At 71.2% G+C, this 25,139-nt stretch carries 19 protein-coding genes; 3 read left to right on the plus strand and 16 right to left on the minus strand.

Annotated features, from left to right (window positions below; translation table 11 throughout):
- Nucleotides 1–101: 101 nt before the first annotated feature.
- From serA to ACFC09_RS26580, 6 genes are all read right to left on the minus strand, one after another.
- The gene (serA, locus tag ACFC09_RS26555; protein WP_376532752.1) at nt 102–1,691 is read right to left on the minus strand and encodes a phosphoglycerate dehydrogenase; all 1,590 of its coding nucleotides are present in this window, start codon (nt 1,689–1,691) and stop codon (nt 102–104) included.
- A gap of 264 nt (nt 1,692–1,955) precedes the next feature.
- Complete coding sequence (ilvC, locus tag ACFC09_RS26560; protein ID WP_376532754.1) at nt 1,956–2,954, minus strand: ketol-acid reductoisomerase; 999 nt, start codon at nt 2,952–2,954, stop codon at nt 1,956–1,958.
- A gap of 156 nt (nt 2,955–3,110) precedes the next feature.
- Complete coding sequence (gene ilvN / locus ACFC09_RS26565) at nt 3,111–3,635, minus strand: acetolactate synthase small subunit (protein ID WP_376532756.1); 525 nt, start codon at nt 3,633–3,635, stop codon at nt 3,111–3,113.
- A 16-nt stretch (nt 3,636–3,651) separates the two neighbouring features.
- Entirely contained in the window at nt 3,652–5,505 is a 1,854-nt protein-coding gene (locus ACFC09_RS26570) for an acetolactate synthase large subunit (protein WP_376532758.1), read from the minus strand.
- 361 nt (nt 5,506–5,866) lie between these two features.
- On the minus strand, nt 5,867–8,899 hold the full coding sequence (locus ACFC09_RS26575; RefSeq protein WP_376532760.1) for a putative bifunctional diguanylate cyclase/phosphodiesterase: 3,033 nt from the start codon (nt 8,897–8,899) through the stop codon (nt 5,867–5,869).
- Nucleotides 8,900–9,259: 360 nt separating this feature from the next.
- Nucleotides 9,260–10,267: a 2-hydroxyacid dehydrogenase gene (locus ACFC09_RS26580; protein ID WP_376532762.1), complete on the minus strand. Its 1,008-nt coding sequence runs from the start codon at nt 10,265–10,267 to the stop codon at nt 9,260–9,262.
- Between the two features lie 73 nt (nt 10,268–10,340).
- Here ACFC09_RS26580 and ACFC09_RS26585 point away from each other — a divergent pair, with 73 nt between their 5' ends.
- On the plus strand, nt 10,341–11,339 hold the full coding sequence (locus tag ACFC09_RS26585; protein WP_376532764.1) for an aldo/keto reductase: 999 nt from the start codon (nt 10,341–10,343) through the stop codon (nt 11,337–11,339).
- A gap of 220 nt (nt 11,340–11,559) precedes the next feature.
- Entirely contained in the window at nt 11,560–12,708 is a 1,149-nt protein-coding gene (locus ACFC09_RS26590; RefSeq protein WP_376532766.1) for a PQQ-dependent sugar dehydrogenase, read from the plus strand.
- Between the two features lie 39 nt (nt 12,709–12,747).
- Here ACFC09_RS26590 and ACFC09_RS26595 read toward each other — a convergent pair whose 3' ends face one another.
- From ACFC09_RS26595 to ACFC09_RS26615, 5 genes are all read right to left on the minus strand, one after another.
- Nucleotides 12,748–12,960, minus strand: a complete 213-nt coding sequence (locus ACFC09_RS26595) for a DUF6191 domain-containing protein (protein WP_376532768.1) — start codon at nt 12,958–12,960, stop codon at nt 12,748–12,750.
- Nucleotides 12,961–13,009: 49 nt separating this feature from the next.
- On the minus strand, nt 13,010–16,081 hold the full coding sequence (locus ACFC09_RS26600; protein ID WP_376532770.1) for an AAA family ATPase: 3,072 nt from the start codon (nt 16,079–16,081) through the stop codon (nt 13,010–13,012).
- Between the two features lie 223 nt (nt 16,082–16,304).
- Nucleotides 16,305–16,532, minus strand: coding sequence for a hypothetical protein (locus ACFC09_RS26605; protein WP_376532772.1), 228 nt, complete (start codon nt 16,530–16,532; stop codon nt 16,305–16,307).
- Between the two features lie 207 nt (nt 16,533–16,739).
- On the minus strand, nt 16,740–17,408 hold the full coding sequence (locus ACFC09_RS26610; RefSeq protein ID WP_376532774.1) for a hypothetical protein: 669 nt from the start codon (nt 17,406–17,408) through the stop codon (nt 16,740–16,742).
- 121 nt (nt 17,409–17,529) lie between these two features.
- Nucleotides 17,530–19,752 (minus strand): MMPL family transporter, encoded by a 2,223-nt coding sequence (locus tag ACFC09_RS26615; RefSeq protein ID WP_376532776.1) that lies wholly within the window; start codon nt 19,750–19,752, stop codon nt 17,530–17,532.
- Nucleotides 19,753–20,124: 372 nt separating this feature from the next.
- On the opposite strand from ACFC09_RS26615, the gene ACFC09_RS26620 reads away from it, so the two are divergent.
- Entirely contained in the window at nt 20,125–20,253 is a 129-nt protein-coding gene (locus tag ACFC09_RS26620) for a hypothetical protein (RefSeq protein WP_376532778.1), read from the plus strand.
- A gap of 477 nt (nt 20,254–20,730) precedes the next feature.
- Here ACFC09_RS26620 and gatB read toward each other — a convergent pair whose 3' ends face one another.
- The 5 genes from gatB to ACFC09_RS26645 all read right to left on the minus strand — a co-directional run bounded on the left by gatB (nt 20,731) and on the right by ACFC09_RS26645 (nt 24,903).
- Complete coding sequence (gene gatB, locus ACFC09_RS26625) at nt 20,731–22,245, minus strand: Asp-tRNA(Asn)/Glu-tRNA(Gln) amidotransferase subunit GatB (RefSeq protein WP_376532780.1); 1,515 nt, start codon at nt 22,243–22,245, stop codon at nt 20,731–20,733.
- Nucleotides 22,246–22,260: 15 nt separating this feature from the next.
- Nucleotides 22,261–22,503, minus strand: a complete 243-nt coding sequence (locus ACFC09_RS26630) for a hypothetical protein (RefSeq protein ID WP_376532782.1) — start codon at nt 22,501–22,503, stop codon at nt 22,261–22,263.
- On the minus strand, nt 22,500–23,993 hold the full coding sequence (gene gatA / locus ACFC09_RS26635) for an Asp-tRNA(Asn)/Glu-tRNA(Gln) amidotransferase subunit GatA (RefSeq protein WP_376532784.1): 1,494 nt from the start codon (nt 23,991–23,993) through the stop codon (nt 22,500–22,502). Before gatA ends, ACFC09_RS26630 begins: the two co-directional genes overlap by 4 nt.
- A 2-nt stretch (nt 23,994–23,995) precedes the next feature.
- Nucleotides 23,996–24,292: an Asp-tRNA(Asn)/Glu-tRNA(Gln) amidotransferase subunit GatC gene (gatC, locus tag ACFC09_RS26640; protein ID WP_360958720.1), complete on the minus strand. Its 297-nt coding sequence runs from the start codon at nt 24,290–24,292 to the stop codon at nt 23,996–23,998.
- A 119-nt stretch (nt 24,293–24,411) separates the two neighbouring features.
- Entirely contained in the window at nt 24,412–24,903 is a 492-nt protein-coding gene (locus ACFC09_RS26645) for a cupin domain-containing protein (RefSeq protein ID WP_376532787.1), read from the minus strand.
- Nucleotides 24,904–25,139: the final 236 nt, after the last annotated feature.

A 25,139-nucleotide genomic window follows, 5' to 3' on the forward strand; every position in this document is an offset into this window, starting at 1 on the left:
GGCCGACCACTCGGTCGGCCCGCCCGGCGCCTGCCGCGGAGCCAGGTCCGGCTCCCGCGAACGGTTCTTCCCCCGGGGCACGGGCCCCGGGATCGGGCGGCTCAGGCCAGGTTCACGGACCGGGCCGACGTGGCCCCGATCTCCTCGGCCAGCTCGGTCAGCACACCCGGCGCGACCGTGTCGTCCACGGTGAGCACGGCCAGCGCCGCCCCGCCGACGCCCGCCCGGGACACCTGCATCCCGGCGATGTTGATGCCCGCCTCGCCGAGGATCCGGCCGACGGTGCCCACGACACCCGGACGGTCCTCGTAGCGCAGCACCACCATGTGGTCGGCGAGCGCGAGGTCGACGTCGTACTCACCGACGGCGACGATCTTCTGGACGTTCTTCGGGCCGGCCAGCGTGCCGGAGACCGACACCTCCTCACCGTCCGCGAGGGTGCCGCGCACGGTGACGACGTTGCGGTGGTCCGTCGACTCGGAGCTGGTCGTCAGCCGCACCTCGACGCCCCGCTCCTGGGCGAACAGCGGCGCGTTCACGTACGACACCGTCTCGGCGACGACGTCCTCGAAGACGCCCTTGAGGGCGCTCAGCTCCAGGACCTTCACGTCGTGCTGGGTGATCTCGCCGTACACCTCGACGTCGAGCCGGACGGCGACCTCGCCCGCGAGCGCGGTGAAGATCCGGCCGAGGCGCTCGGCGAGCGGCAGGCCCGGCTTGACGTCCTCGGCGATGACCCCGCCCTGCACGTTCACCGCGTCCGGGACCAGCTCACCGGCGAGGGCCAGCCGCACCGACTTGGCGACCGCGATGCCCGCCTTCTCCTGGGCCTCGTCGGTGGAGGCGCCGAGGTGCGGGGTGGAGACGACCTGGTCGAACTGGAACAGCGGGGAGTCCGTGCACGGCTCCTTGGAGTACACGTCGAGGCCGGCGCCGGCCACCCGGCCCTCCTTCAGCGCCGCGTACAGCGCCTCCTCGTCGACGATGCCGCCGCGCGCCGCGTTGACGATGCGCACGGTCGGCTTGACCTTGTGCAGCGCCTCCTCGCCGATGAGCCCCAGGGTCTCGGGGGTCTTCGGCAGGTGCACGGTGATGAAGTCGGACACTTCGAGCAGCTCGTCCAGGGAGAGCACCCTGACGCCCATCTGGGCGGCACGGGCGGGCTGGATGTAGGGGTCGTAGGCGACGACCTTCATCCCGAAAGCGGACATCCGCTGCGCGACGAGCGCGCCGATGCGGCCCAGACCCACGACACCCAGGGTCTTCTCGGCCAGCTCGACACCGGTGTACTTGCTGCGCTTCCACTCGCCGTTCTTCAGCGCGGCGTTGGCCTGCGGGATGTTGCGGGCAGTGGCGAGGATCAGGCCGCAGGCCAGCTCGGCCGCGGTGACGATGTTGGACGTGGGCGCGTTGACGACCATCACGCCCGCCTTGGTGGCGGCGGAGACGTCCACGTTGTCCAGGCCGACACCGGCTCGTGCGACGACCTTCAGCTTGTGCGCGGCGGCGATGGCCTCGGCGTCGACCTTGGTGGCGGAGCGGATCAGGATCGCGTCCACGTCAGCGATGGCGGGGATCAGCTCGGCTCGGTCCGCGCCGTTGCAGTGACGGATCTCGAAGTCGGGGCCGAGCGCGTCCACGGTCGCGGGCGACAACTCTTCGGCGATGAGTACGACAGGTTTCGAGCTCACGTGAGGTCCTCACAAGTCTGGGGGCACCTCCCATGCGTTGAGAGCTAGGGGGGAGCGTGCGGACGGCCGTCCCGACGGCCGCAGGCGGAGGAGGGGGGCTAGCCGCGGAAGACGCACGACGCTGTGGGCCCGACGCGTTGTTGTGCAGCAGTGTAGTAGCGAGACCAGGTCTGCTCCGCGCCCCTGCGGAAGGATCACCCGTCCGGGGCCGGACGGGATGGACGACGGGGCCGGAGCGGTCCGCCCCGGCCCCGTGCGTGAGACCTACTCCTCGTCGTTCACCCAGCTCATCAGCTTGCGCAGTTCGCTGCCCGTGGTCGCGAGCAGGTTCTCGGCGTCCTGCTTCTTGTACTCGTTGTACTTCTTCAGGCCGCCGTGGTACTCGTCCATCCAGTTCTGGGCGAACGAGCCGTCCTGGATCTCGGCCAGGACCTTCTTCATCTCGGCGCGGGTGGCGTCGGTGATGATCCGCGGACCGGTGACGTAGTCGCCCCATTCGGCGGTCTCGGAGACGGACCAGCGCATCTTCTCCAGGCCGCCCTCGTACATGAGGTCCACGATCAGCTTCAGCTCGTGCAGGCACTCGAAGTAGGCGATCTCCGGCTGGTAGCCCGCCTCGACCAGGGTCTCGAAGCCCGCCTTGACCAGCGCGGAGGTTCCGCCGCAGAGCACGGCCTGCTCACCGAACAGGTCGGTCTCGGTCTCCTCGGTGAAGGTCGTCTTGATGACGCCCGCGCGGGTGCCGCCGATGCCCTTGGCGTACGACAGGGCCAGCGCGAAGCCGCTTCCGGAGGCGTCCTGCTCGACGGCCACGATGCAGGGGACGCCGCGGCCCTCCTCGTACTGGCGGCGCACCAGGTGACCCGGGCCCTTCGGGGCGACCATGCAGACGTCCACGCCGGCCGGGGGCTTGATGAAGCCGAAGCGGATGTTGAAGCCGTGGCCGAAGAACAGCGCGTCGCCGTCCTTCAGGTTCGGCGCGATGGACTCCTCGTAGACCTGGCCCTGGATCGGGTCCGGCACCAGGATCATGATGACGTCGGCCTCGGCGGCGGCCTCCGCCGGCGTCACCACGCGCAGGCCCTGCTCCTCGGCCTTCGCCTTGGACTTGGAGCCCTCGTGCAGGCCGACCCGGACGTCGACACCCGAGTCGCGCAGCGACAGGGCGTGCGCGTGGCCCTGGCTGCCGTAGCCGATGACCGCGACCTTGCGGCCCTGGATGATGGACAGGTCGGCGTCAGCGTCGTAGAACAGCTCGGCCACTTTGGGTTCTCTCCTTGGTGTGCAGGTGTTGCTCCCACCGTATGACGGTGGGGGGATGGGACGGTTCGGGGTCTCGGCATACGGGCGGCCGGTGTCACCCGACCACCCGAATGCGCCGTTGGGCCGGCCCGGTCGAGGACCGGGCCGGTCACCCGGTCACGCCGACCGGTCGAGGGCGCGCAGCGAGCGGTCGGTGATCGAGCGGGCGCCGCGCCCGATGGCGATGGTGCCGGACTGGACCAGTTCCTTGATGCCGAACGGCTCCAGCATCTTGAGCATGGCCGTCAGCTTCTCGCCGGAGCCGGTGGCCTCGATGGTCACGGCCTCCGGGGAGACGTCGACGGTCTTGGCGCGGAACAACTGGACGATCTCGACGATCTGCGAGCGCGTCTCGTTGTCGGCGCGCACCTTCACCAGCACGAGTTCCCGCTGGACGGCCTGGGTCGGCTCCAGTTCGACGATCTTCAGGACGTTGACGAGCTTGTTGAGCTGCTTGGTCACCTGCTCCAGCGGCAGGTCCTCGACCCCCACGACGATGGTGATGCGGGAGATGTCGGGGTGTTCGGTGACGCCGACCGCGAGCGAGTCGATGTTGAAGCCGCGGCGGGAGAACAGGGCGGCGATCCGGGTGAGGGTGCCCGGCGTGTTCTCCACCAGGACGGAGAGCGTGTGCTTGGACATGTCTGGTCTTCCTCGCTCAGTCGTCTTCGTTGTCGCCGAAGTCCGGGCGGACGTCCCGGGCGGCCATGATCTCGTCGTTGGAGGTGCCGGCGGCGACCATCGGCCAGACCATCGCGTCCTCGTGGACGATGAAGTCGACGACGACCGGACGGTCGTTGACCGAGTTCGCCTCCTCGATGGCCTTGTCCAGGTCCTCCGGGGACTCGCACCGGATCGCGTAGCAGCCCATGGCCTCCGACAGCTTCACGAAGTCGGGGACGCGGGTGCCGCTGCTCGGCTCCTTGCCCGTCGCGCCCGGACCGGAGTGCAGGACGGTGTTGGAGTAGCGCTGGTTGTAGAACAGCGTCTGCCACTGGCGGACCATCCCGAGGGCGCCGTTGTTGATGATGGCGACCTTGATCGGGATGTCGTTCAGGGCGCAGGTGGTCAGTTCCTGATTGGTCATCTGGAAGCAGCCGTCGCCGTCGATCGCCCAGACCGGGCGCTCGGGCCGGCCGGCCTTGGCGCCCATCGCGGCCGGCACCGCGTAGCCCATCGTTCCGGCGCCGCCGGAGTTCAGCCAGCCGGCGGGCTGGTCGTACTGGATGAAGTGGGCCGCCCACATCTGATGCTGGCCGACGCCCGCGGCGAAGATCGTTCCCTCGGGTGCCAGCTGTCCGATGCGCTCGATGACCTGCTGCGGGGAGAGCGAGCCGTCGGCGGGCTGGTCGTAGCCGAGGGGGTAGGTCTCGCGCCACCGGTTGAGGTCGTTCCACCAGGCGGTGCAGTCACCCGCGTGGCCCTCGCTGTGCTCCTTCTGCACGGCCTGGACCAGGTCGGCGATGACCTCGCGGGCGTCCCCGACGATCGGCACGTCGGCGGCGCGGTTCTTGCCGATCTCCGCGGGGTCGATGTCGGCGTGGACGATCTTGGCGTGCGGGGCGAAGCTGTCCAGCTTGCCCGTGACGCGGTCGTCGAAGCGGGCGCCGAGGGCGACGATCAGGTCGGCCTTCTGGAGCGCGGTGACGGCGGTGACCGCACCGTGCATGCCCGGCATGCCCACGTGCTGGGGGTGGCTGTCGGGGAACGCGCCGAGCGCCATCAGGGTGGTGGTGACGGGCGCTCCGGTCAGTTCCGCGAGGACCTTCAGCTCGGCGGTGGCCTGGGCCTTGACGACGCCGCCGCCGACGTAGAGGACGGGCCGCCGGGCGGCGGTGATCAGCTTGGCCGCCTCACGGATCTGCTTGGCGTGCGGCTTGGTCACCGGGCGGTAGCCGGGCAGGTCCATGACCGGCGGCCAGGAGAAGGTGGTCTGCGCCTGGAGGGCGTCCTTGGCGATGTCGACCAGGACCGGGCCGGGCCGGCCGGTGGCGGCGATGTGGAACGCCTCCGCGATCACCCGCGGGATGTCCTCCGCCTTGGTGACCAGGAAGTTGTGCTTGGTGATCGGCATGGTGATGCCGACGATGTCCGCCTCCTGGAAGGCGTCCGTGCCGATCGCCTTGGAGGCGACCTGGCCGGTGATCGCGACCAGCGGCACGGAGTCCATGTTGGCGTCCGCGATGGGCGTGACCAGGTTGGTGGCGCCCGGACCCGAGGTGGCCATGCAGACGCCGACCTTGCCGGTCGCCTGCGCGTACCCCGTGGCCGCGTGTCCGGCTCCCTGCTCGTGGCGGACCAGCACGTGGCGGACCCGGGTGGAGTCCATCAGCGGGTCGTAGGCGGGCAGGATCGCACCGCCGGGGATGCCGAACACGGTGTCGGCCCCGACCTCCTCAAGCGAGCGGATGAGGGACTGCGCGCCCGTGACGTGCTCGACGGTCGCGGACTGATGTCCTCCGGAACGGGGCCGCGGCTGCGGATGATGGGCCCCGGTGGCCTGCTCGGTCATCGGCAATCTCTTCTCGATGCTGAGGGTTTTTTGCGAAGTTTGTACGGTTTTGGTCTGCTGCACGGCAGGTGCCCGTGCAACAAAAAACCCCTCGTGCCGTAAGGCAAGCGAGGGGAGCGCGCCGGTGAGGTCGCTGGGGGTTCCGGATGTCTCCGGTGGATCCCAGTTCAGCCGACGCGCTGTCCAAGTACGAGGATTCGGGTGCGCATGGCACCGACCCTCCCCCCGGCACGCACCACGTGTCAAGTACGTGGACGGGAGTCTCAGCATGTGAGCGAGGACCCGTACTCCTCCGGGGGAGGCGGGCGCACGTTCTGCGTACACCCGCGCACACACGTGCGCCCGCCTCCCCACGGCTCGTTCACCCCCGCGGCGCGACCGCCGGGGTCGAGGTCACGACCGTGCTCAGCCCGTCGGGTCTGAGCGCTCCCCCGCTCTCCAGGCCGACACCCTGCGGCTCGCGCAGGGCGCCCGCGAAGACCGGTTCGGCCGGTCCGTGCGGCACCGGGTAGGAGCCGGATCCGAGCGCCCTGCGCAGCCGGAACTCGTCCAGCGGCTCGGCGAAGGCCAGGCCCTGCCCATGGGTGCAGCCCATGGCGCGCAGGGCCACGACCTGCTCCGGATGGTCCACACCCTCGGCCACGGACTGCAGCCCGAGGTCGGTGGCGATCCGCAGCAGCCCGCTGGTGATCTTGTACAGCCGCGCGGACTCGACGACGCCCTCGACCAGGCTGCGGTCGAGTTTCAGCACGTCGACGGGGAGTCTGCGCAGGGCCGTGATCGCCGCGTAGCCGTTGCCGAGGCCGTCCAGCGCGATCCGCACGCCCAGCCGTCTGAGGGCCCCGAGCCGGCGCTCCAGCTCGTCCACGCTGACCCCGGGATCGGTGTCCGCCAGCTCGATCAGCAGGGATCCCGAGGGCAGCCCGTGCCGGGTCAGCAGGGCCTCCACGGAACCGAGCGGCAGCGACCGGTCCAGCAGCCGCCGCGCGGACATCCGCACCGCCACGGGTACGGCGAGTCCGGTGGCCGCCCGCTCCGCGGCCCGGGTCACCGCCTCCTCCAGGACCCAGCGGTCCAGTTCCGAGGTCCGGTCGCTGTCCTCCGCCACCCGCAGGAACTCGGCCGGTGTGAACAGCACTCCCTGGGAGGAGCGCCAGCGCGCCTGGGCCGAGGCGGAGATGACCCGGCCGCTGCCCAGGCACACCACCGGCTGGTGCAGCAGCGTGAACTCGCCGTCGTGCAGCGCGGCGCGCAGCCGGGTGGCCAGCTCCGCCTTCCGTACGACGTCCTGCTGCATCTGCGGCCTGTACAGCTCGACCCGGCCCTTTCCGGCCGACTTGGCGCGGTACATCGCCAGGTCGGCGTTGCGCAGCAGTTCGCCCGCGCCGAGGCCCGGTTCGGCGAACGCGACGCCGATGGAGGCGTTGACCCGGACATCGTTGCCGTCGATCAGATAGGGCTGCGAGAGGGTGACCCGCAGGCGGTCCGCCAGCTCCAGGATGTCGTGCTCCCGGGCGCCGGGGTCCCGGGTGCCGTCCCCGATGATCAGGGCCGCGAACTCGTCGCCGCCCAGCCGGGAGGCGGTGTCTCCCTGCCGGACCGCCTCCTGGAGTCTGCGGGCCGCCTGGATCAGCAGTTCGTCCCCGGCCTGGTGTCCGATCGTGTCGTTGACGGCCTTGAAGCCGTCGAGGTCGATGAAGAGCACCGCCGTTCCGTGCAGGGCCGCGCCGCGGTCGGAGACACGGCGACCGGACAGCGCCTGCTGCACGCGCCGCGTGAACAGCGCGCGGTTGGGCAGGTCGGTGAGCGGGTCGTGTTCCGCGTTGTGCTGCAGCTGTGCCTGTAGGCGCACTCTTTCGGTCACGTCGCGGCTGTTGAAGATGAGGCCGCCGTGGTGGCGGTTGACGGTCGACTCGACATTGAGCCAGCCGCCGTCGCCGGAACTGAAACGGCACTCGATGCGGGTGGTGGGTTCTTCGAGGGGACTGGCGGCGAGGAACCGGCGCACCTCGTGCACCACGCAGCCCAGGTCGTCCGGATGGATGATCATGGCGAGTTCGTTGCCCATCAGGTCCTCCGCCGATCGTCCGTAGACCCCGGCCGCGGCCGGGGAGACGTACCGGAGGGTTCCGCTGGGCGCGGCGATCATGATCACGTCGCTCGACCCCTGCACCAGGGAGCGGAAGTGGTTCTCCTTCTGCGCCAGCTCGTGGGTGAGGGTGATGTTGTCGAGCAGCATGATGCCCTGCCGCACGACGAGCGCGAGCACCACGCACCCGGCCGTCACCAGCACCACGTGATCGGGGCTGCGGCCGTTGAGGACGTTGTACAGGATGCCCAGGGTGCACACGGCCGCGGCCAGGTACGGAGTGAGTGCGGCCAGGGAGCCGGTGAGCGGCCGGCCGGCCGGATACCGACTGTGCTCGCCACCCTGACCGGGTAAGGGCGGGTACGGGTGGCCGGGGACCCGCTGCCCCGGCGGGTACGGATCGCCCACGCGCGCGTGGGTGTCGCCACGGGCCCGCTCGGGCTCCGGCCCGCCATGGCGCGGGGCTGCCGCCCAGGGCGCGTAGGCGAGCAGCAGCGACCCGGCGAACCAGCCCGCGTCGAGCAGTTGCCCGGAGCGGTAACTGCTGTGCAGCAGCGGCGAGGTGAACAGCGCGTCGCACATCACGGTCAGGGCGAGCGCGCCGATCGCCGTGTTCACCGCCGTGCGGTTGCCCGGTGATCGCCGGAAGTGCAGCGCGAGCACCATGCTGACCAGGGCGATGTCGAGGAGCGGGTACGCCAGCGACAGCGCCGTGTGCGCGACGCTCGGCCCGTCGAACCTGGCGGCCTGCGCCAGCGCGAGGCTCCACGACAGGGTGAGCAGCGAACCGCCGATCAGCCAGGCATCCAGCGCCAGGCAGATCCAGCCCGCTCTCGTCACCGGCCGCTTGGCGAGGACCAGCAGGCCCACGATCGCGGGCGGCGCGAAGCACAGGAAGAACAGGTCGGCGAAGCTGGGGCTGGGCATGGGCCGGCGCAGCACGACCTCGTACCACCCCCAGACCGCGTTGCCGAAAGCCACCATCGCCGAGGAGAGGGCGAACAGCAGCCAGGCGGGCCGAAAGCGGACACGGTGGCTGCGGGCGTAGAACAGACATGAGACCGCGGCGGTGCCCGCCGCCGCGGCCAACCCGAAGTCACCCATGATCAGCGCGATCTCGCTCGAACCCCAGTCGAGCGCGGAACCGACGGCGTAGCCCGCGCACAACAGGGCCAGAACGAGCTGATGGACCATGCTGGTCCCGCCGCCGACGGCAGGCGGACGGGGCAGCGGCGCCCCTGCCGGTCGCTGCGCCCGCAGCGACCTGGGCAGGGTGGTGGTCGTCACCGTGGGCGGCGAGGTCACCGGACCCTCCGGATCCGTACCGTTCCCGGGTCCCGGGGGTCCGGGTGGACAAGCCTTCTGCGCCCGCTGTGCCTGCGGTGATGGCTGGTGTGGTGGCCGCGTCTGTGCGCCGCCGTGCGCCAGGGTCGTCGGCGGCCCCGCCGCGTCGGATCGTTCGTCCATAGGCCGTGCATCGCCCGTCGCCCCCCTCACATCTCTGAAATGTCCATCCCCGGCGCCGAACGGTGCGCGGCGCAGCCCCTGTCGGGACGATACACCAGTCTCGTCACTCAGGGACATAGCCTCTCTACGCTCAGTGACGAACAGTGAGATTCGGGTACCCCTCGCGTCCGGAAAACTGCGGAGCGTACCGGAAACGGATTACGTGTCTGCTACGTCGGCCGTCCCGCGCGCGGAGTCGGTGGAGCCGACGGGGCCCGTGGAGTCCGCGGAGCCCGTCGTGAGGATCACGTTGCGCAGCGGCTCCTGGTTCACGAAGCGGGTCAACTGGTCCCTCAGCAGCCGCTTGGCGCGCGGCAGGAAAGCCGACGTGGCGCCGCCCACATGCGGGCTGATCAGCACACCGGGCGCCTGCCACAGGGGGTGGCCCGGCGGCAGCGGTTCGGGGTCCGTCACGTCCAGGGCGGCGGTGATGCGGCCGCTCTCCAGCGCCGCGAGCAGCGCCCCGGTGTCGACGACGGGGCCGCGGGCGACGTTCACCAGCAGTGCCCCGTCCTTCATCCGGGCGAGGAAGTCGGCGTTGACGAGGCCCCGTGTGGTCTCGCTCAGAGGCGTGGAGAGAATCACGACGTCCGCCTCCGGCAGCAGAGCGGGCAGTTCGGTGAGCGGATGCACCGGACCGCGCTCCGCGGTGCGCCCGGAGCGCGCAACGCGCGCCACCCGCGCGAGTTCGAAGGGCGCGAGCCGGTCCTCGATGGCCGCGCCGATGGCTCCGTAACCGACTATGAGCACCGTCTTGTCGGCCAGGGCCGGGTGGAACCCGCCGCGCCACTCCCCTCTGTCCTGGCGGCGCACGAAGTCCGGGACGCCGCGCAGCGAAGCGAGGATCAGCGCCAGCGTCAGCTCGCTCGTGCTCGCCTCGTGCACCCCGCGCGCGTTGCACAGCCGGACGCCCGGACGCAGGTGCGTCAGGCCCGGCTGCACGTGGTCGGTGCCCGCGGACATCGTCTGCACTACCCGCACGGTGCTCATGTCCCGCATCGGGCGGACGCACAGGTCGCTGGGCTGCATGTAGGGAACGACGTAGAAGGCGCAGTCGGCCGGGTCCGCGGGGAACTTCTCCTCCCCGTTCCAGAACAGGTAGTCGGGCCCGTCGGGAAGCCCTTCGATCTCCTTTGGCGGGATGGGCAGCCATACGTCTGCAGTCATGGTCCCGAGGCTATGTCAGGCTCGGGAGAGGCAGGGGTTAGGTTGGGGGCCCGAGAGGGAGGTTCACGAGCAGGTGGAGCGCAGGACGATCGGCGCGGGGGCGCTCGCGGCGGGGGCCGTCGGACTCGGCTGTATGCCGATGAGCTGGGCGTACAGCGGGTCGCGGCAGCGTGGGGACGAATCGGTGAGGGCGGTGCACCGGGCCCTGGACCTCGGTTCCACGCTCCTGGACACGGCCGACATGTACGGGCCGTTCACCAACGAGCTGCTGATCGGCCGGGTGCTGAAGGAGCGGCGCGCCGACGCGTTCGTGTCGACCAAGGTCGGTCTGCTGGTGGGCGAGCAGCACATCGTGGCCAACGGCCGCCCGGGGTATGTGCGGCGGGCGTGCGACGCGTCGCTGCGCCGGCTGCAGACCGACGTGATCGACCTGTACCAGCTCCACCGCGCCGATCCGGAGGTGCCGGTCGAGGAGACGTGGGGTGCGATGGCGGAGCTGGTACGGGCCGGCAAGGTCCGCGCGCTGGGCCTGTGCGCGGTGGGTGCGCGCGGCGGGCGCCGCTCGGGTGCGGGGCTGCACGACGCGACCCTGCGGCAGCTCCGGCGCGTCCAGCAGGTGTTCCCGGTGAGCGCGGTGCAGGCGGAGCTGTCGGTGTGGTCGCGCGAGGCGCTGGACGCGCTGCTGCCGTGGTGCGCGGCGCACGGCGTGGGCCTCCTCGCCGCGATGCCGCTCGGCAACGGCTTCCTGAGCGGCACGCTGACCCCGGGCGAGGGCTTCGAACCGGACGACGTCCGGGCCCGCCATCCGCGCTTCACGGCCGAGATGATGGCCGCCAACCAGCCCATCGTCGCCGGGCTGCGCCGGGTCGCCCGGCGGCACGGCGAGCAGGTCACGCCGGCCCAGGTGGCCCTGGCCTGGGTCCTGGCGCAGGGCCGGCACGTGATCGCGGTGCCGGGTGCCAAGCGGGAGCGCTGGGTGACGGAGAACGCGGAGGCGCCGTCGCTGGCCCTGACCGCCCAGGACCTGAAGGATCTGGCCCAGCTCCCCGCGGCGGTGGGGTCCTGGGACTGAGGGCCGCCGACGCGTCGGACCGCTTGTCGCCCTCGTCGCCCTTGTCGGGCTCGTCGGGCTCGTCGGGCTCGTCGCTCCGTATCTCCCCCAGCTCCCGGCGGGGATCATGGAGTTCGGTGCGCCGGGATGGGAACTCGGCGGGCGCGAGCGGTGTATGAGATACAGAAGCCGCCGCCGCAACCGCCGCGTCGAAGGGACCTTGATCGTGCAACGTCGAGCTGTGACAGCCGTGCTGGCCGCCACCGCACTCCTGCTGACGGCCGGCTGCTCCTCCGACTGGAGCGGCCCACCGGGCACGGACGGGAGTACGACGGCGCGGGGGACGGCCTCCAGCGCCGCCCCGTCCGCGTCCTCGACCGAGTCGGCGCCGCCCGCGAAGGGCTCGGTGAAGGTGGTGCGGACCGTCACGGAGGGGCTGAAGTCGCCGTGGGGCCTCGCGCCCCTGCCCGACGGCGGGCTGCTCGTCTCCTCGCGGGACGAGGGGACGATCACCAGAGTCGACGAGGAGACGGGCAGGCAGACCCAGCTGGGCAAGGTCTCCGGCGTCTCCCCGGACGGCGAGGGCGGCCTCCTTGGCATCGCCCTCTCCCCCGACTACGCCGCCGACCACATGGTCTACGCGTATTTCACCTCGGCCTCGGACAACCGGATCGTCCGCATGCTCTACGACGCGGGCAAGCCGTCCGGTGAACAACTCGGCGCGCCGGACACGGTCTTCAAGGGCATCCCCAAGGGCTTCATCCACAACGGTGGCCGTATCGCCTTCGGCCCCGACGGCATGCTCTACGCGGGCACGGGCGAGAGCGGCACGAAGGGCCTGTCCCAGGACAGGAAGTCCCTGGGCGGCAAGATCCTGCGCATGACCCCGGAGGGCGAACCCGCCCCGGGCAACCCGTTCCCGGACTCCGTCGTGTACACCTACGGCCACCGCAATGTGCAGGGCCTCGCCTGGGACGACGAACAGCGCTTGTTCGCCTCGGAGTTCGGCCAGGACACCTGGGACGAGCTGAACGCGATCAAGCCCGGTGACAACTACGGCTGGCCGGATGCCGAGGGCACGTCGTCCGACAAGCGGTTCCACAACCCCATAGCCCAGTGGCACACGGACGTCGCCTCCCCCAGCGGCATCGCCTATGTGAACGGCGTCATCTGGATGGCCGGGCTCAAAGGCGAGCGCCTGTGGCGCATCCCGCTGAAGGGCACCGAGGCGGCGGCGAAGCCCGCGGCGTTCCTCACCGGAACCTACGGCCGACTGCGCACGGTGGTCGCGGCGGGCGGCGACAAGCTGTGGCTGGTCACGAGCAACACGGACGGCAGAGGGACGCAGAAGTCGGGGGACGACCGGATCCTGGAGCTGGAGGTCAGGTGAGCGCTGGAGGTCAGGTGGGCGGAGGTGGCAGCGGAGGTGTCATACGTCGTCGACGGGCGGCTGGGCCTCGTCCTGCGCGGGCGCCGGCGCTGTTGCCGGCAGGCGTATGACCGCCTTTCCGGACGACAGATCGATGGGGCCCCGTCCGGGATCGTTGTCGCCGACGTCCTCGCGGGTCAGTTCAAGCCGGTTCTCTTCGTCCCGGGTGTGTTTGCGGCCGGGCGCGAACAGTTCCTCGAAGGCATTGAACATGGTCTCTCCCCCGCTTTCTCCCCCGTACGGCTTTTCTCCAGCGTAGATCTCAGCTTCCCGGTCCGGCAGTGAGCGTCTCGGTGGGGAACAGGCCGAGCCGGTGCGCCACCGCCGCGGCCTCCCCACGGCCCGAGACACCGAGCTTTCCCAGAATGTTGGAGACGTGGACGCTCGCGGTCTTCGGGGAGATGAAAAGTTCCTCGGCTATCTGCCGGTTGGTGCGGCCGTCGGCGACCAGGCGGAGCACGTCGCGTTCCCGGCTGGTGAGGCCGAGCGCCTCGACCGGATCGGCCGGCGTCCGCTGCGGGGCGCAGGTCAGGGTGAGACGGGCGCGCTGGGCGAGGAGTGCGACCGAGTCGGCGAGCGGGCGGGCGCCGAGGTGGTCGGCGACGGTTCCGGCCAGCCGGAGCAGTTCCGTGGCGCGGTCCCGCTCGTCGGCCCCGCCCGCGGTGGTGTCTCCCGGACGTGCGTTGCCGCAGGACAGCAGGGCGGCGGCGAGCCGGTGGCGGACGCGGGCCAGGTCGTAGGGGCGGTCCAGGGACTCGAAGGCGGTGACCGCCTCGGACCAGAGGTCGGGGGTGTCCGCGCCCGCGGCACGCCGTAGTTCGGCACGGACCCATGACGCGTGGGCGAGCCAGACGGGTGCGCCGGTGGTGAGCTTCTTGGCCGCGGCGGCGATGCGGTCGAGCGCGTCGGCCCGGCCGGGCTGTGCCTCGGGCAGGGTGCGGGCGTCAGCCTCCGCGGTGGCGGCGGCCTGGAGCAGCGGCCAGGCATGGCGCTGGGTGCCCGGTGGAACTCCGGCGTCCAGGGCCCCACGCAGTTCGTCGCGGGCGTCGAGCAGACGGCCCTGCGCGGCGGCGACGCCGACGGCGACATGGGCCAGCGGCAGCCAGTGCTGGGGTGGGATGTCGTGGCTGCCGAAGTGGCCGCGGGCGGCGGCGAGCCGGCCGGCCGCCTCGGCCAGGTCGCCGCGGCCCAGGGCGAGACGGGCCAGGGACAGGGCGGCCGAGCCCAGGGGCCTGGCGCTGGGGCCGCGGCGGGTGGCGTTCGCGGCGGCGGTGGCTGCCTCGGGCCAGTTGCCGAGGGCGTACAGGGTTTCGGCGAGGTTGGCCCACACCCGGGCTTCGGAGCCGAGCAGGCCGAACTTCCGGGTGTAGTCGCTCCCCTCCTCCAGGATGGGGGCGGCCTCCCGGGAGCGGCCGACCGCTTCGAGTTCGGCGGGGAGGTTCACGTACGCTCGGGCCGCGACATGGGTGTGGTCCTCCTGGACGGACCGGTCCTTGACCCGCTGCATCTCGGCGAGGCCCGCCTCGATGTCTCCCGCGTCGACCCTGAGGACGCCGAGGGTGATGCGCGCGTCCAGTTCGATCTCGCGGGCGTCGACCATGCGGGCGTACTCGACGGCCTGTTCGGCGGCGGCGAGGGCCTGTGGGCCCGGTTCGTTCATCATCCACCAGTTGGCGACGCTGGCCAGTACATCGGCATGCACCTCCGAGGGCGGCAGCCCGCGTACCAACTCCTGGGCGGTGGCCAGTTCGTGCCGTCCGTCGCCGCGTCCCAGTGCCTGGACGAGGGTGGAGCGCTGGGTCCAGAACCAGGCGGCGCGCAGCGGGTCGTCCTCGTCCTCCAGGAGGTGCAGCGCCCGTCTGGTGATCTTCAGGGCGCGCTCGCGCTCCCCGCACATCCGTCCGGCGAGGACGGCCTCCGCCATCAGGTCGAGGTAGCGCAGCGGGGTGCCGGGGTCGCAGGACGGGTAGACCGCCACGCAGTCCACGGGGCGCAGCGCGGACCGGACCGGGGCGGGAGCGGTGTCCCAGAGTTCCATCGCCCGCTCCAGGAGGCGCAGTTGCTCGCTGTAGGCGTACCGGCGGCGGGCGGCGACGGAGGCGTCCAGGACGGCGGGCAGGGCCTTGGCGGGGTCATGGGCGTGGTACCAGTGGCTGGCCAGCAGCATGACGCGCTCGTCGGCGGGGACGAGCGCCGGGTCGCTCTCGATGGTTTCGGCGTAGCGGCGGTTGAGTCGGGAGCGCTCGCCGGGCAGCAGGTCGTCGGCGACGGCTTCGTGGACCAGGGAGTGGCGGAAGCGGAAGCCGTCGCCGACGGGGGCGGCGAGCAGGATGCCGGCGTTCACGGCGGCGCGCAGGGCCTCGATGAGATCGTCCTCGGCCAGTCCGGTGGCGGCGGCGAGGAGCGGGTACGCGACCGTGGAGCGGCCCTCGGCGACCATCCGCACCACCCGCTGGGCGGTCTCGGGCAGCGCCTCCACGCGGACCAGGAGCAGGTCGCGCAGGGAGTCGGTGAGGCCGGTGCGGCAGCCGGAGCGGGCGGCGACCGCGAGTTCCTCGACGAAGAAGGCGTTGCCGTCGGAGCGTTCGAAGATCTCGTCGACGCGGGCGGGGTCCGGCTGGGCGGCGAGGATGCCGGCGATCTGACGGCCGACCTCCTCGCGGTTGAAACGGTCGAGTTCGATACGGCGGAGGGTGCGCAGCCGGTCGAGTTCGGCGAGCAGGGGGCGCAGCGGGTGGCGGCGGTGGATGTCGTCGCTGCGGTAGCTGGCGAGGACGACGAGCCGGCCGGCGCGCAGGGTGCGCAGCAGGTAGGACAGCAGATGGCGGGTGGAGGCGTCGGCCCAGTGCAGGTCCTCCAGGACGAGGACGACCGTGCGGTCGGCGGCGAGCCGTTCCAGCAGGCGGGCGGTGAGTTCGAAGAGGCGGGCCAGGCCCTCCTCGTCGGGCCGTCCGGTGGCACGGGCCGGGGCGGCCTCACCCAGTTCGGGCAGGAGCCGGGCCAGGTCCTCCTCGCGGCCCGCGGCGGCCTCGTCCAGTTCGCCCGGCAGGGCGCGGCGCAGGGCGCGCAGCGCGGTGGAGAACGGGGCGAACGGCAGTCCGTCCGCGCCGATCTCGACGCAGCCGCCGAGCGCGACGACGGCGCCCCGGCGGCCCGCGGCGGCGGCGAACTCCTCGATCAGCCGGGTCTTGCCGACCCCCGCCTCGCCGCCGACCAGCAGCGCCTGGGGCTCGCCCGCGGCGGCACGGGCGAGGGCGTCGTTCAACGTGTGCAGTTCTTCTGCGCGCCCGACGAAGACGGGGCTGACGGACCTGGTCTCCACGGGTTCGAGCATCGCACGGCGGTCTGACAGCACGGTGTCCGGTTTCTGCGGAGAGGAGATCCCTGCGGGGAGGAGATCCCTGCGGGGAAGAGAGGTGCTGCGGGGAGGAAAGGGGTGACGGGTAGGAAAGGGAAGGAAAGGGGGCCGGGGGCCAGGGACGGGGCCGCCAGGGATGGGGCGGCCGGGGAGCGAGTGGCCGGCTCCGGTGCTCCGGCCGCCCTCCCCGCCGGCGCGTTCACGCGGCGCGGGGAAGCCGGTGGCGGCCTGGGCTCTCCATATCCATATCCATATCCGTATCCGTATCCGTAGCGGAAGGGGCCTCGCGGCCGTCGCCGCGGCGGCGGGCCGTGGCCTCGCGGCGGGCTGCGCGGCGTTGGTCCAGCGCCGCGCGGGCGAGGCGTGCGTCCGCGGCCCGGCGGCGCAGTTCGGTGGAGCGGAGCAAGTGGAGTTCGTACTGGATCATGACGCGTCCCTCGGAAGTCGGAGTGTCTGGTGTCAGGTGTCGGGATCGCTCGTGGCGATGCCTCCACACTCGACGGCCAGGAGGGTGCGTCGCATCGGGAGGGTTCCGCATCTTGCGGCGGGTGGCGGGCTGCGGACACGCGTAAGGGGCCTTAGGCGTCCCGTGAGGTGCTTACGGGTTCCCAAGGCCCCTGCCGGATGAGGCGGTTCAGCTGGTCGAGGGCAGTCCGAGTATCACGTCGGAGTACTTGAGGACGGCCAGCAGCAGTCCGATGACGCCGAGCGAGACACCGGCCCAGGCGACCGACTTGATCCAGCCGACCTGGGGCCTGCCCGGGGCACCGAACGCGGGCCGGGCGAGCACGACGACGCCGACGATCAGCGCGGCCAGCGCGAACGCGCCGGCCCACAGGGCGGTGGTCTGCCAGGCGTCGCCGTAGACCTCCTTGACCTGTGTGGCGACGCTCGCGGACGACGAGGTCTGCAACTGGCCGATCAGTGTCTCGCGGGCGGAGGCCACGGTGCCGATCCAGCCGCCGGTCAGCGAGACGACGCCCAGTACGGCGGAGACGACGGCTCCGGCGCCCTGGCCGACACCGGACGGACCGTCGTCCTGTGCCGTCTCCCCGACCGGCCCGTCGGCAGCGTCATCGACGTCGTCGTCAGCCGTGTCCGCCGGGTCCTCAGCCGCGTCCTTCGGCGCTTCGCCCGCAGCCGGCCCGGCCTCCTCCGCGGAGGTCCCGGTGGTCTCCTCGGCCCGGTCGGCGGCAGCGGCCCCGCTGTCCTTCCCTTCCTGGTTCTCGGCCTCGTCCTTCTTGGCCTCGTCGTGCTTGGCCTCGGTGTCGACCGCGGCCTCGTCGCCTGTCTTCGTTCCCATGCCCCGCACGCTACGGACGCTGTCTGAGAAGTTCCTTAAAGATCGTCCCGAACGGTACGCGCGCGTGCGGCGCCGTGCCCCGGCACACCGGGTTTCGGGGGTCCGCGGCGCCGGGCCGTGCTCACCCGGGGTTGTCACGTACATCCTGTCGGTGCTCCGCCAGTTCCACCACGACGTCGCGGAGCCGGTCGTGAGCGGCGCGGCACTCGGGCGGTTCGATGCTGATCCGGGGCAGGCGCCGGTCGAGCCAGCCCGGCAGCCACCAGTTGGCGTCGCCGAGGAGGTGCATCAGGGCCGGTACCAGCAGGGTCCGCAGGACGAACGCGTCGAGCGCGACGGCGGCGGCCAGCCCCAGGCCGCACATGGCGATCACCCGGTCGCCGCTGAGCACGAACGCGAGGAACACCGAGATCATGATGACGGCCGCGGAATTGATCACGCGGCTGGTCTCGGCGAGGCCGACCCGGACGGCACGCCGGTTGTCGCCCGTCTCCAGCCACTCCTCGTAGATCCGGCTGACCAGGAAGACCTGGTAGTCCATGGAGAGCCCGAACAGCACCGAGACCATGATCACGGGGAGGAAGGGTTCGATCGGTCCGGCTCGGCCGAGCCCGAGCGCTTCGCTGCCCCAGCCCCACTGGAAGACCGCGACGACGACCCCGAAGGCGCCCGCGACGGCGGCGATGTTCATCACGGCCGCCTTCAGCGGAATGCCGATCGACCGGAAGGCGAGCATCAGCAGCACGAAGCCCAGCCCGATGACGACACCGACGAAGAGCGGCAGCTTGCCGACGATCACATTGGCGAAGTCGTCGTAGCTCGCGGTCACCCCGCCGACGTACACGTCGAGCGAGGTGCCCGTCTCCGCGCGCGGGAGGACGTCGTCGCGCAGCCGGTCGACGAGGTCGCTGGTCTGGCGCGACTGCGGCGCGGAGTCGGGTACGACGGTGAGGTACGCGGTGTCGCCGCCGGTGTCGTAGCGCGCCGGAGTCGCGGAGGCGACGCCCGGGGTGGTGCGCAGGGTGGTGTCGAGGTTGTCGAGCGCGAGCTTGTCCTCGGCGCTGTCGACGTGGGCCACCAGGGTCAACGGTCCGTTGACGCCGGGTCCGAAGCCCTCGGCGAGCAGGTCGTACGCCTGCCGGGTGGTCGAGGTTCTGGGGTCGTTCCCCTGGTCGGAGGTGCCGAGGTGGAGGGCGAGGGTGGGCAGTGCGACCAGGGCGATGACGGCCAGCGCGATCGAGCCGAGCAGTCTGGGATGGCGTTCGACGAACACGGACCAGCGGGCGGCGAGGCCGGTGGGCAGTTCCGGTTGCGGTCCTTGTTCGGCCAGCCGCTGCCGTTCGCGGCGGCTCAGCGCACGGTCGCCGATGAAGGACAGCAGGGCGGGGAGCAGGGTCACGGATGCCGCGACGGTGAGGACGACGGTCATCGAGGCCGCGACGGCGACGCCGTTGAGGAAATTCAGCCGCAGGCTCAGCAGGCCCAGCAGGGCGATGCACACGGTGGCGCCCGCGAACAGGACCGCGCGGCCGGTGGTGGTGACGGCGTTGGTGGCGGCCTCGGTGACGGTGAGGCCGCGTTTCAGTCCGCGCCGGTGCCGGGTGACGATGAACAGCGCGTAGTCGATGCCGACGCCGAGCCCGATGAGCATGCCGAGCATCGGGGCGAACGCGGCGACGGTCATGGCGTGGCTGAGCAGCCCGATGGCGGCGTACGCGGTGCCCACACCGACCAGGGCGGTGGCGATGGGCAGCAGGGAGGCGGCCGGCGAACCGAAGGCGAGGAACAGTACGACGGCGGCGACGGCCACGCCGACCGCCTCGGCGTAGTGCTCGTCCGACGACTCGGTGAGCCCGATGGCGCTGCCGCCCAACTCGACGCGCAGTCCGTCCGCGTCGGCCGACTTGGCGGTGCGGACGACCGCCTGGGCCTCGGCCTTGCCGATCTTCTCGACCGGTTGGGCGAAGGTGACGGCGGCGTACGCGATCCGGCCGTCCCGGCTGATCTGCCCGTTGCCCTGGCCGTCGTAGGGGCTGGTCACGGAGGACACCCCGGGCAGGTCCGCGATCTTGTGGAGGGTGTCGTTCATCGTCTGCTCCACGGCGGCCGCGCGGACACCGCCGGACGCCTCCCAGACAACGGTGTCACTGTCGCCGCCCAGGCCCGGGAACCCCTTGGCCAACAGCTGGGTGGCGCGGCCCGATTCGGTGCCGGGGACCGTGTAGTCGTCGGTGTACGCGGAGCCGGTGACCGCGGCGGCGGCGGTGACACCGCCGAAGGCGAACAGCCAGAGCAGGACGGCGACCAGACGGTGCCGGACACACCAACGCGCAAGTGCAGCCACGTGCCTGCTCCCAGGGGTATTTCAGCATCTTTGACCGGGATAAATCCTCGATAAGATGAACAGCCAGGAAAGAAAACCTGAGCAATCGAGGGACACTCTGGCAGTTGAAAGTGATCCTTTGTCGGATTCGTGGGCTTACTCACAAGAGATGAAAACCGGGAACTTTCGCACGCAATCCGCATGCCGCACGCACGGAATCCGAATGCGGCGAGCCGTGGCGACCGCTACCGTCGCGGGCGTTGGTGCCGACAGGGCGGCCGGCTCATCGCCGCAGACCGGAGCAGGTGCATTGTTCGACGCTCCGACCGAGCTCCTCCGCACCCAATTCCCGGATGAATTCGCGTTCTTACGGCACAAGGAGCCCGTTCACCGATGTCCGGCATCGACATCACCGCTCAGAACTCTTCCGGCGACCTGAGTGAGCGTCTGACCCGTCCGCGTTACCCGCGCAGCAACCGCTACGACGTCCGCGCGCGTCCTCCGCCTCGGCTGTACCCGTGACGGGAGCCGGTGGGCGCCTTTCCGCCGTGCGACCTGAGGAATCGATTGCGAGTGCGGGTGCGGGTGCGTAGGGACCGTTCGCGCAGTTCCCCGCGCCCCCAAAACCGGGACCGTCCCAACCCGCGACAAGACGGCGCAGCCGGTCCGGGCACCCACCCGCCGTACGGCCCGAGGAATCGATTGCGGGTACGGGTGCGTGGGGACCGTTCGCGCAGTTCCCCGCGCCCCCAAAAACGGGGCCGTCCCAACCCACGACAAGACGGCGCAGCCGGTCCGGGCACCCACCCGCCGTACGGCCCGAGGAATCGATTGCGAGTGCGGGTGCGGGTGCGTAGGGGCCGTTCACGCAAGTTCCCCGCGCCCCCAAAACCGGGGGCCCGGTCACGCGGAGCTTTCCGCGTCCCTGCCGGGGTGTGCGGTGCCCCGGGGGACGGGGTGGGGTGGCGCGTCCCCCGGGGCGGTGGTGCGTGGTCGGGATCAGGCTTCGCTGACGCCCAGTTTCTCCAGGATCAGTTCCTTGACGCGGGCCGCGTCGGCCTGGCCTCGGGTGGCCTTCATGACCGCGCCGACCAGGGCGCCCGCCGCGGCCACCTTGCCGCCGCGGATCTTGTCCGCGATGGCCTGGTTGCCGGCGATGGCCTCGTCGACGGCCGTGCCGAGCGCCGAGTCGTCGGAGACGACCTTCAGGCCGCGCTTGTCGACGACCTCGTCCGGGGTGCCCTCGCCCGCGAGGACGCCCTCGATGACCTGGCGGGCCAGCTTGTCGTTCAGATCGCCGGAGGCGACCAGCCGGGTGACGCGGGCGACCTGCTCGGGCGTGATGGCCAGCTCGTCGAGGGCGGTCCCGGACTCGTTGGCGCTGCGCGCCAGCTCGCCCATCCACCACTTGCGGGCGGAGGCGGCGTCGGCACCCGCGTCGATGGTGGCGACGATCGGGTCCAGCGCACCCGCGTTGAGGATCGCCTGCATGTCGGTGACCGAGATGCCCCACTCCGCGAGGAGACGGGTGCGGCGGACCAGCGGCAGCTCGGGCAGCACGGTGCGGATCTCCTCGACCCACTCGCGCGCGGGAGCCACCGGGACCAGGTCGGGCTCCGGGAAGTACCGGTAGTCCTCGGCCTCCTCCTTCACCCGGCCCGAGGTCGTCGACCCGGTGTCCTCGTGGAAGTGCCGGGTCTCCTGCACGATCGTGCCGCCGGACGACAGCACGGCCGCGTGCCGCTGGATCTCGAACCGGGCGGCGCGCTCGACGGACCTGAGCGAGTTGACGTTCTTCGTCTCGGAGCGGGTGCCGAACTTGTCGGCGTCCTTGGGCATCAGCGACAGGTTGACGTCGCAGCGCATCTGGCCCATCTCCATGCGGGCCTCGGAGACGCCGAGCGCCCTGATGACCTCGCGCAGCTCACGGACGTACGCCCGAGCGACCTCGGGGGCGCGCTCGCCCGCCCCGACGATCGGCTTGGTGACGATCTCGATGAGCGGGATGCCCGCGCGGTTGTAGTCCAGCAGGGAGTGGGACGCGCCGTGGATACGGCCCGTGGCGCCGCCGACGTGCGTCGACTTGCCGGTGTCCTCCTCCATGTGGGCGCGCTCGATCTGCACCCGGAAGGTCTCGCCGTCCTCCAGCTGTACGTCGAGGTAGCCGTCGTAGGCGATCGGCTCGTCGTACTGGGAGGTCTGGAAGTTCTTCGGCATGTCCGGATAGAAGTAGTTCTTCCGGGCGAAGCGGCACCAGTCGGCGATCGAGCAGTTCAGTGCGAGACCGATCTTGATCGCGGACTCGACGCCGGTCGCGTTGACGACCGGGAGCGCGCCGGGCAGGCCGAGGCAGGTGGGGCAGGTCTGCGAGTTGGGCTCGGCGCCCAGCTCGGTGGAGCACCCGCAGAACATCTTGGTCTTGGTGCCGAGTTCGACATGGACTTCGAGGCCCATGACGGGGTCGTACGACGCCAGCGCGTCCTCGTACGACACCAGGTCGGTCGTGATGGTCACGGTGAAACTTCCCTCTCAGCCCAGCAGGACGTCGTCGTCGCCCAGCCGCTTCAGCTCGCGGTAGAGGAGGGCGAGGCCGGTGACGATCGCGACGGCGGACACGGTGGCGTCGATCAGGCGCAGCGTGTCGTGCTCGGCACGGGCCTTCTTGATCTGCTTGGCGACGCCGACCGCGCCGAACGCGGTGGTGGCCATGGACATGTACGTACCGGGCTTGGTGTTCTTGAAGCCCTTGGCCTTGGACAGTGCCTTGCTCATAGCGACGGAGCCTCCTCCAGCAGCGGGTGCCCCCACTTTTCCACGAAGGCGGCCTCGACGGCGGCGCCGACCTTGTACAGCCTGTCGTCCTTCAGCGCCGGCGCGATGATCTGCAGGCCGACGGGGAGGTTGTCCTCGGGGGCGAGGCCGCACGGCAGCGACATGGCCGCGTTGCCCGCCATGTTGGTCGGGATGGTGCACAGGTCGGCGAGGTACATGGCCATCGGGTCGTCGGCGCGCTCGCCGATCGGGAAGGCGGTGGTCGGGGTCGTCGGGGAGACGATCACCTCGACCTGCTCGAACGCCTTCTCGAAGTCGCGCGTGATGAGCGTGCGGACCTTCTGCGCGGAGCCGTAGTACGCGTCGTAGTAGCCGCTCGACAGGGCGTACGTGCCGAGCATGATGCGGCGCTTGACCTCGGCGCCGAAACCCGCCTCACGGGTGAGGGAGGTGACCTCCTCGGCCGAGTGGCCCCCGTCGTCGCCGGTCCTGCGGCCGTAGCGCAGGCCGTCGAAGCGGGCCAGGTTGGAGGAGCACTCGGACGGCGCGATCAGGTAGTACGCCGACAGGGCGAGGTCGAAGGACGGGCAGTCCAGCTCGACGATCTCGGCGCCCAGCTCCTTCAGCAGTTCGACGGACTCCTCGAAGCGCTGGACGACACCGGCCTGGTAGCCCTCGCCGCGGAACTGCTTGACCACGCCGATGCGCATGCCCGCGACGCTGCCGTTGCGGGCGGCCTCGACGACCGGCGGCACGGGGGCGTCGATGGAGGTGGAGTCCATCGGGTCGTGCCCGGCGATGACCTCGTGCAGCAGGGCCGCGTCCAGGACCGTACGGGCGCAGGGGCCGCCCTGGTCGAGGGAGGAGGAGAAGGCGACCATGCCGTACCGGGAGACCGCGCCGTACGTCGGCTTCACACCGACCGTGCCGGTGACGGAGGCGGGCTGGCGGATGGAGCCGCCGGTGTCGGTGCCGATGGCGAGCGGGGCCTGGTAGGAGGCGAGCGCGGCGCTGGAGCCGCCGCCGGAGCCGCCGGGGATCCTGGTGAGGTCCCAGGGGTTGCCGGTCGGGCCGTAGGCACTGTTCTCGGTGGAGGAGCCCATGGCGAACTCGTCCATGTTGGTCTTGCCGAGGATGACGACGTCGGCGGCCTTCAGCCGCTTGGTGAGCGTCGCGTCGTACGGCGGGATCCAGCCTTCGAGGATCTTCGATCCGACGGTCGTCGGGATGCCCTCGGTGGTGAAGATGTCCTTGAGGGCGAGGGGTACGCCGGCCAGCGGGCCGAGCTTCTCGCCGCGCTCCCGCTTCGCGTCGACGGCGCGGGCCTGGGCCAGCGCGCCGTCGCGGTCGACGTGCAGGAAGGCGTGCACCTTCTCGTCCACGGCGTCGATCCGTGCGAGGTGGGCCTCGGTGACCTGGACCGCGGTCAGCTCGCCTGAGGCGATCTTCGCGGCGGTCTCGGCGGCCGTGAGCTTGATGATGTCCGTCACGGTCACTCCTCCCCCAGGATCTGCGGCACCTTGAAACGCTGCTGCTCCTGGGCCGGGGCGCCGGAGAGCGCCTGCGCGGGGGTGAGCGAGGGACGGACCTCGTCCGCGCGCATGACGTTCGTCAGCGGGAGCGGGTGCGAGGTCGGCGGTACGTCTTGGTCGGCGACCTCGCTGACGCGGGCGACCGCGCCGATGATGTCGTCGAGCTGGCCCGCGAAGTGATCGAGTTCTTCGGGTTTCAGCTCCAGACGCGCCAGCCGGGCGAGGTGGGCGACCTCCTCGCGCGTGATGCCAGGCATGCAGCGATCCTCTGGGGTGAGTGTGTGTGTTTTGGGGTCAATCCTATGGGGCCCGCCGCACTGACTGTGAAACGGTTTCCCGGGGCGGGCTCCCCCGGTGGCCGGGGCGGGCGGCGGGTTCAGCGGCGGCCGTCCCAGGCCGCGCTCCGCAGGAAGTGGTTGTCGTACAGCTCCTGCACCTCCAGCAGGCTCTCCGGGGTGGCCTCGCCGAGCCGGATGCGCCGGAGGTGGCGGAAGTACTCGAAGCGTTCGACGCCCGGGGTGATCACGATGAGGATGTCCGCGGTGCTCCCGGGGACGGCGGCGAAGGCGTGCGGCTTGTCCGGCGGGACGACGACCAGGTCGCCGCGCCCGGCGGTGACGATGTCGTCGCCGGAGAGCAGGTCGGCGGCGCCGTCGAGGACGTAGAACATCTCGGCGGAGTTGTGGTGCAGGTGCGGCCGGGCGCCGTCGGCGCCGCGCGCCAGGGTGACCCGTACGGTGGACAGCGCGCCGCCGACGGCGCTGCTGTCGGCCAGCAGTCGTACGGCGACGGGCTCGCCGTCGACCACCTCGGCGGCGGCGTCGCGCACGACCACCGAGTCGTCGAACCTGGGAACGAACAGTGACATCCGTACATCCTCCGTCGGTGCGGGGCGGGAGTTTCGCCGGGCTGGGCGAGGCTTCGCCGGAATGGGCGAGGCTTCGCCGGAGATGCGCCCCGAAGGACGCGGAATCCTGTCTGTCGTCATTCGGGCTCAGCCGCGCGAGTGCGGCATACGGCTCAGCCGGGCGGGTGCGACCAGCCGCCACTGCGCCGGGTACGGCGGAACGCCGACGTCCCTCGAAGGGGCGCGGGGACCTGCGC

The sequence above is a fragment of the Streptomyces sp. NPDC056161 genome (assembly GCF_042268025.1).
Lineage (GTDB): Bacteria > Actinomycetota > Actinomycetes > Streptomycetales > Streptomycetaceae > Streptomyces.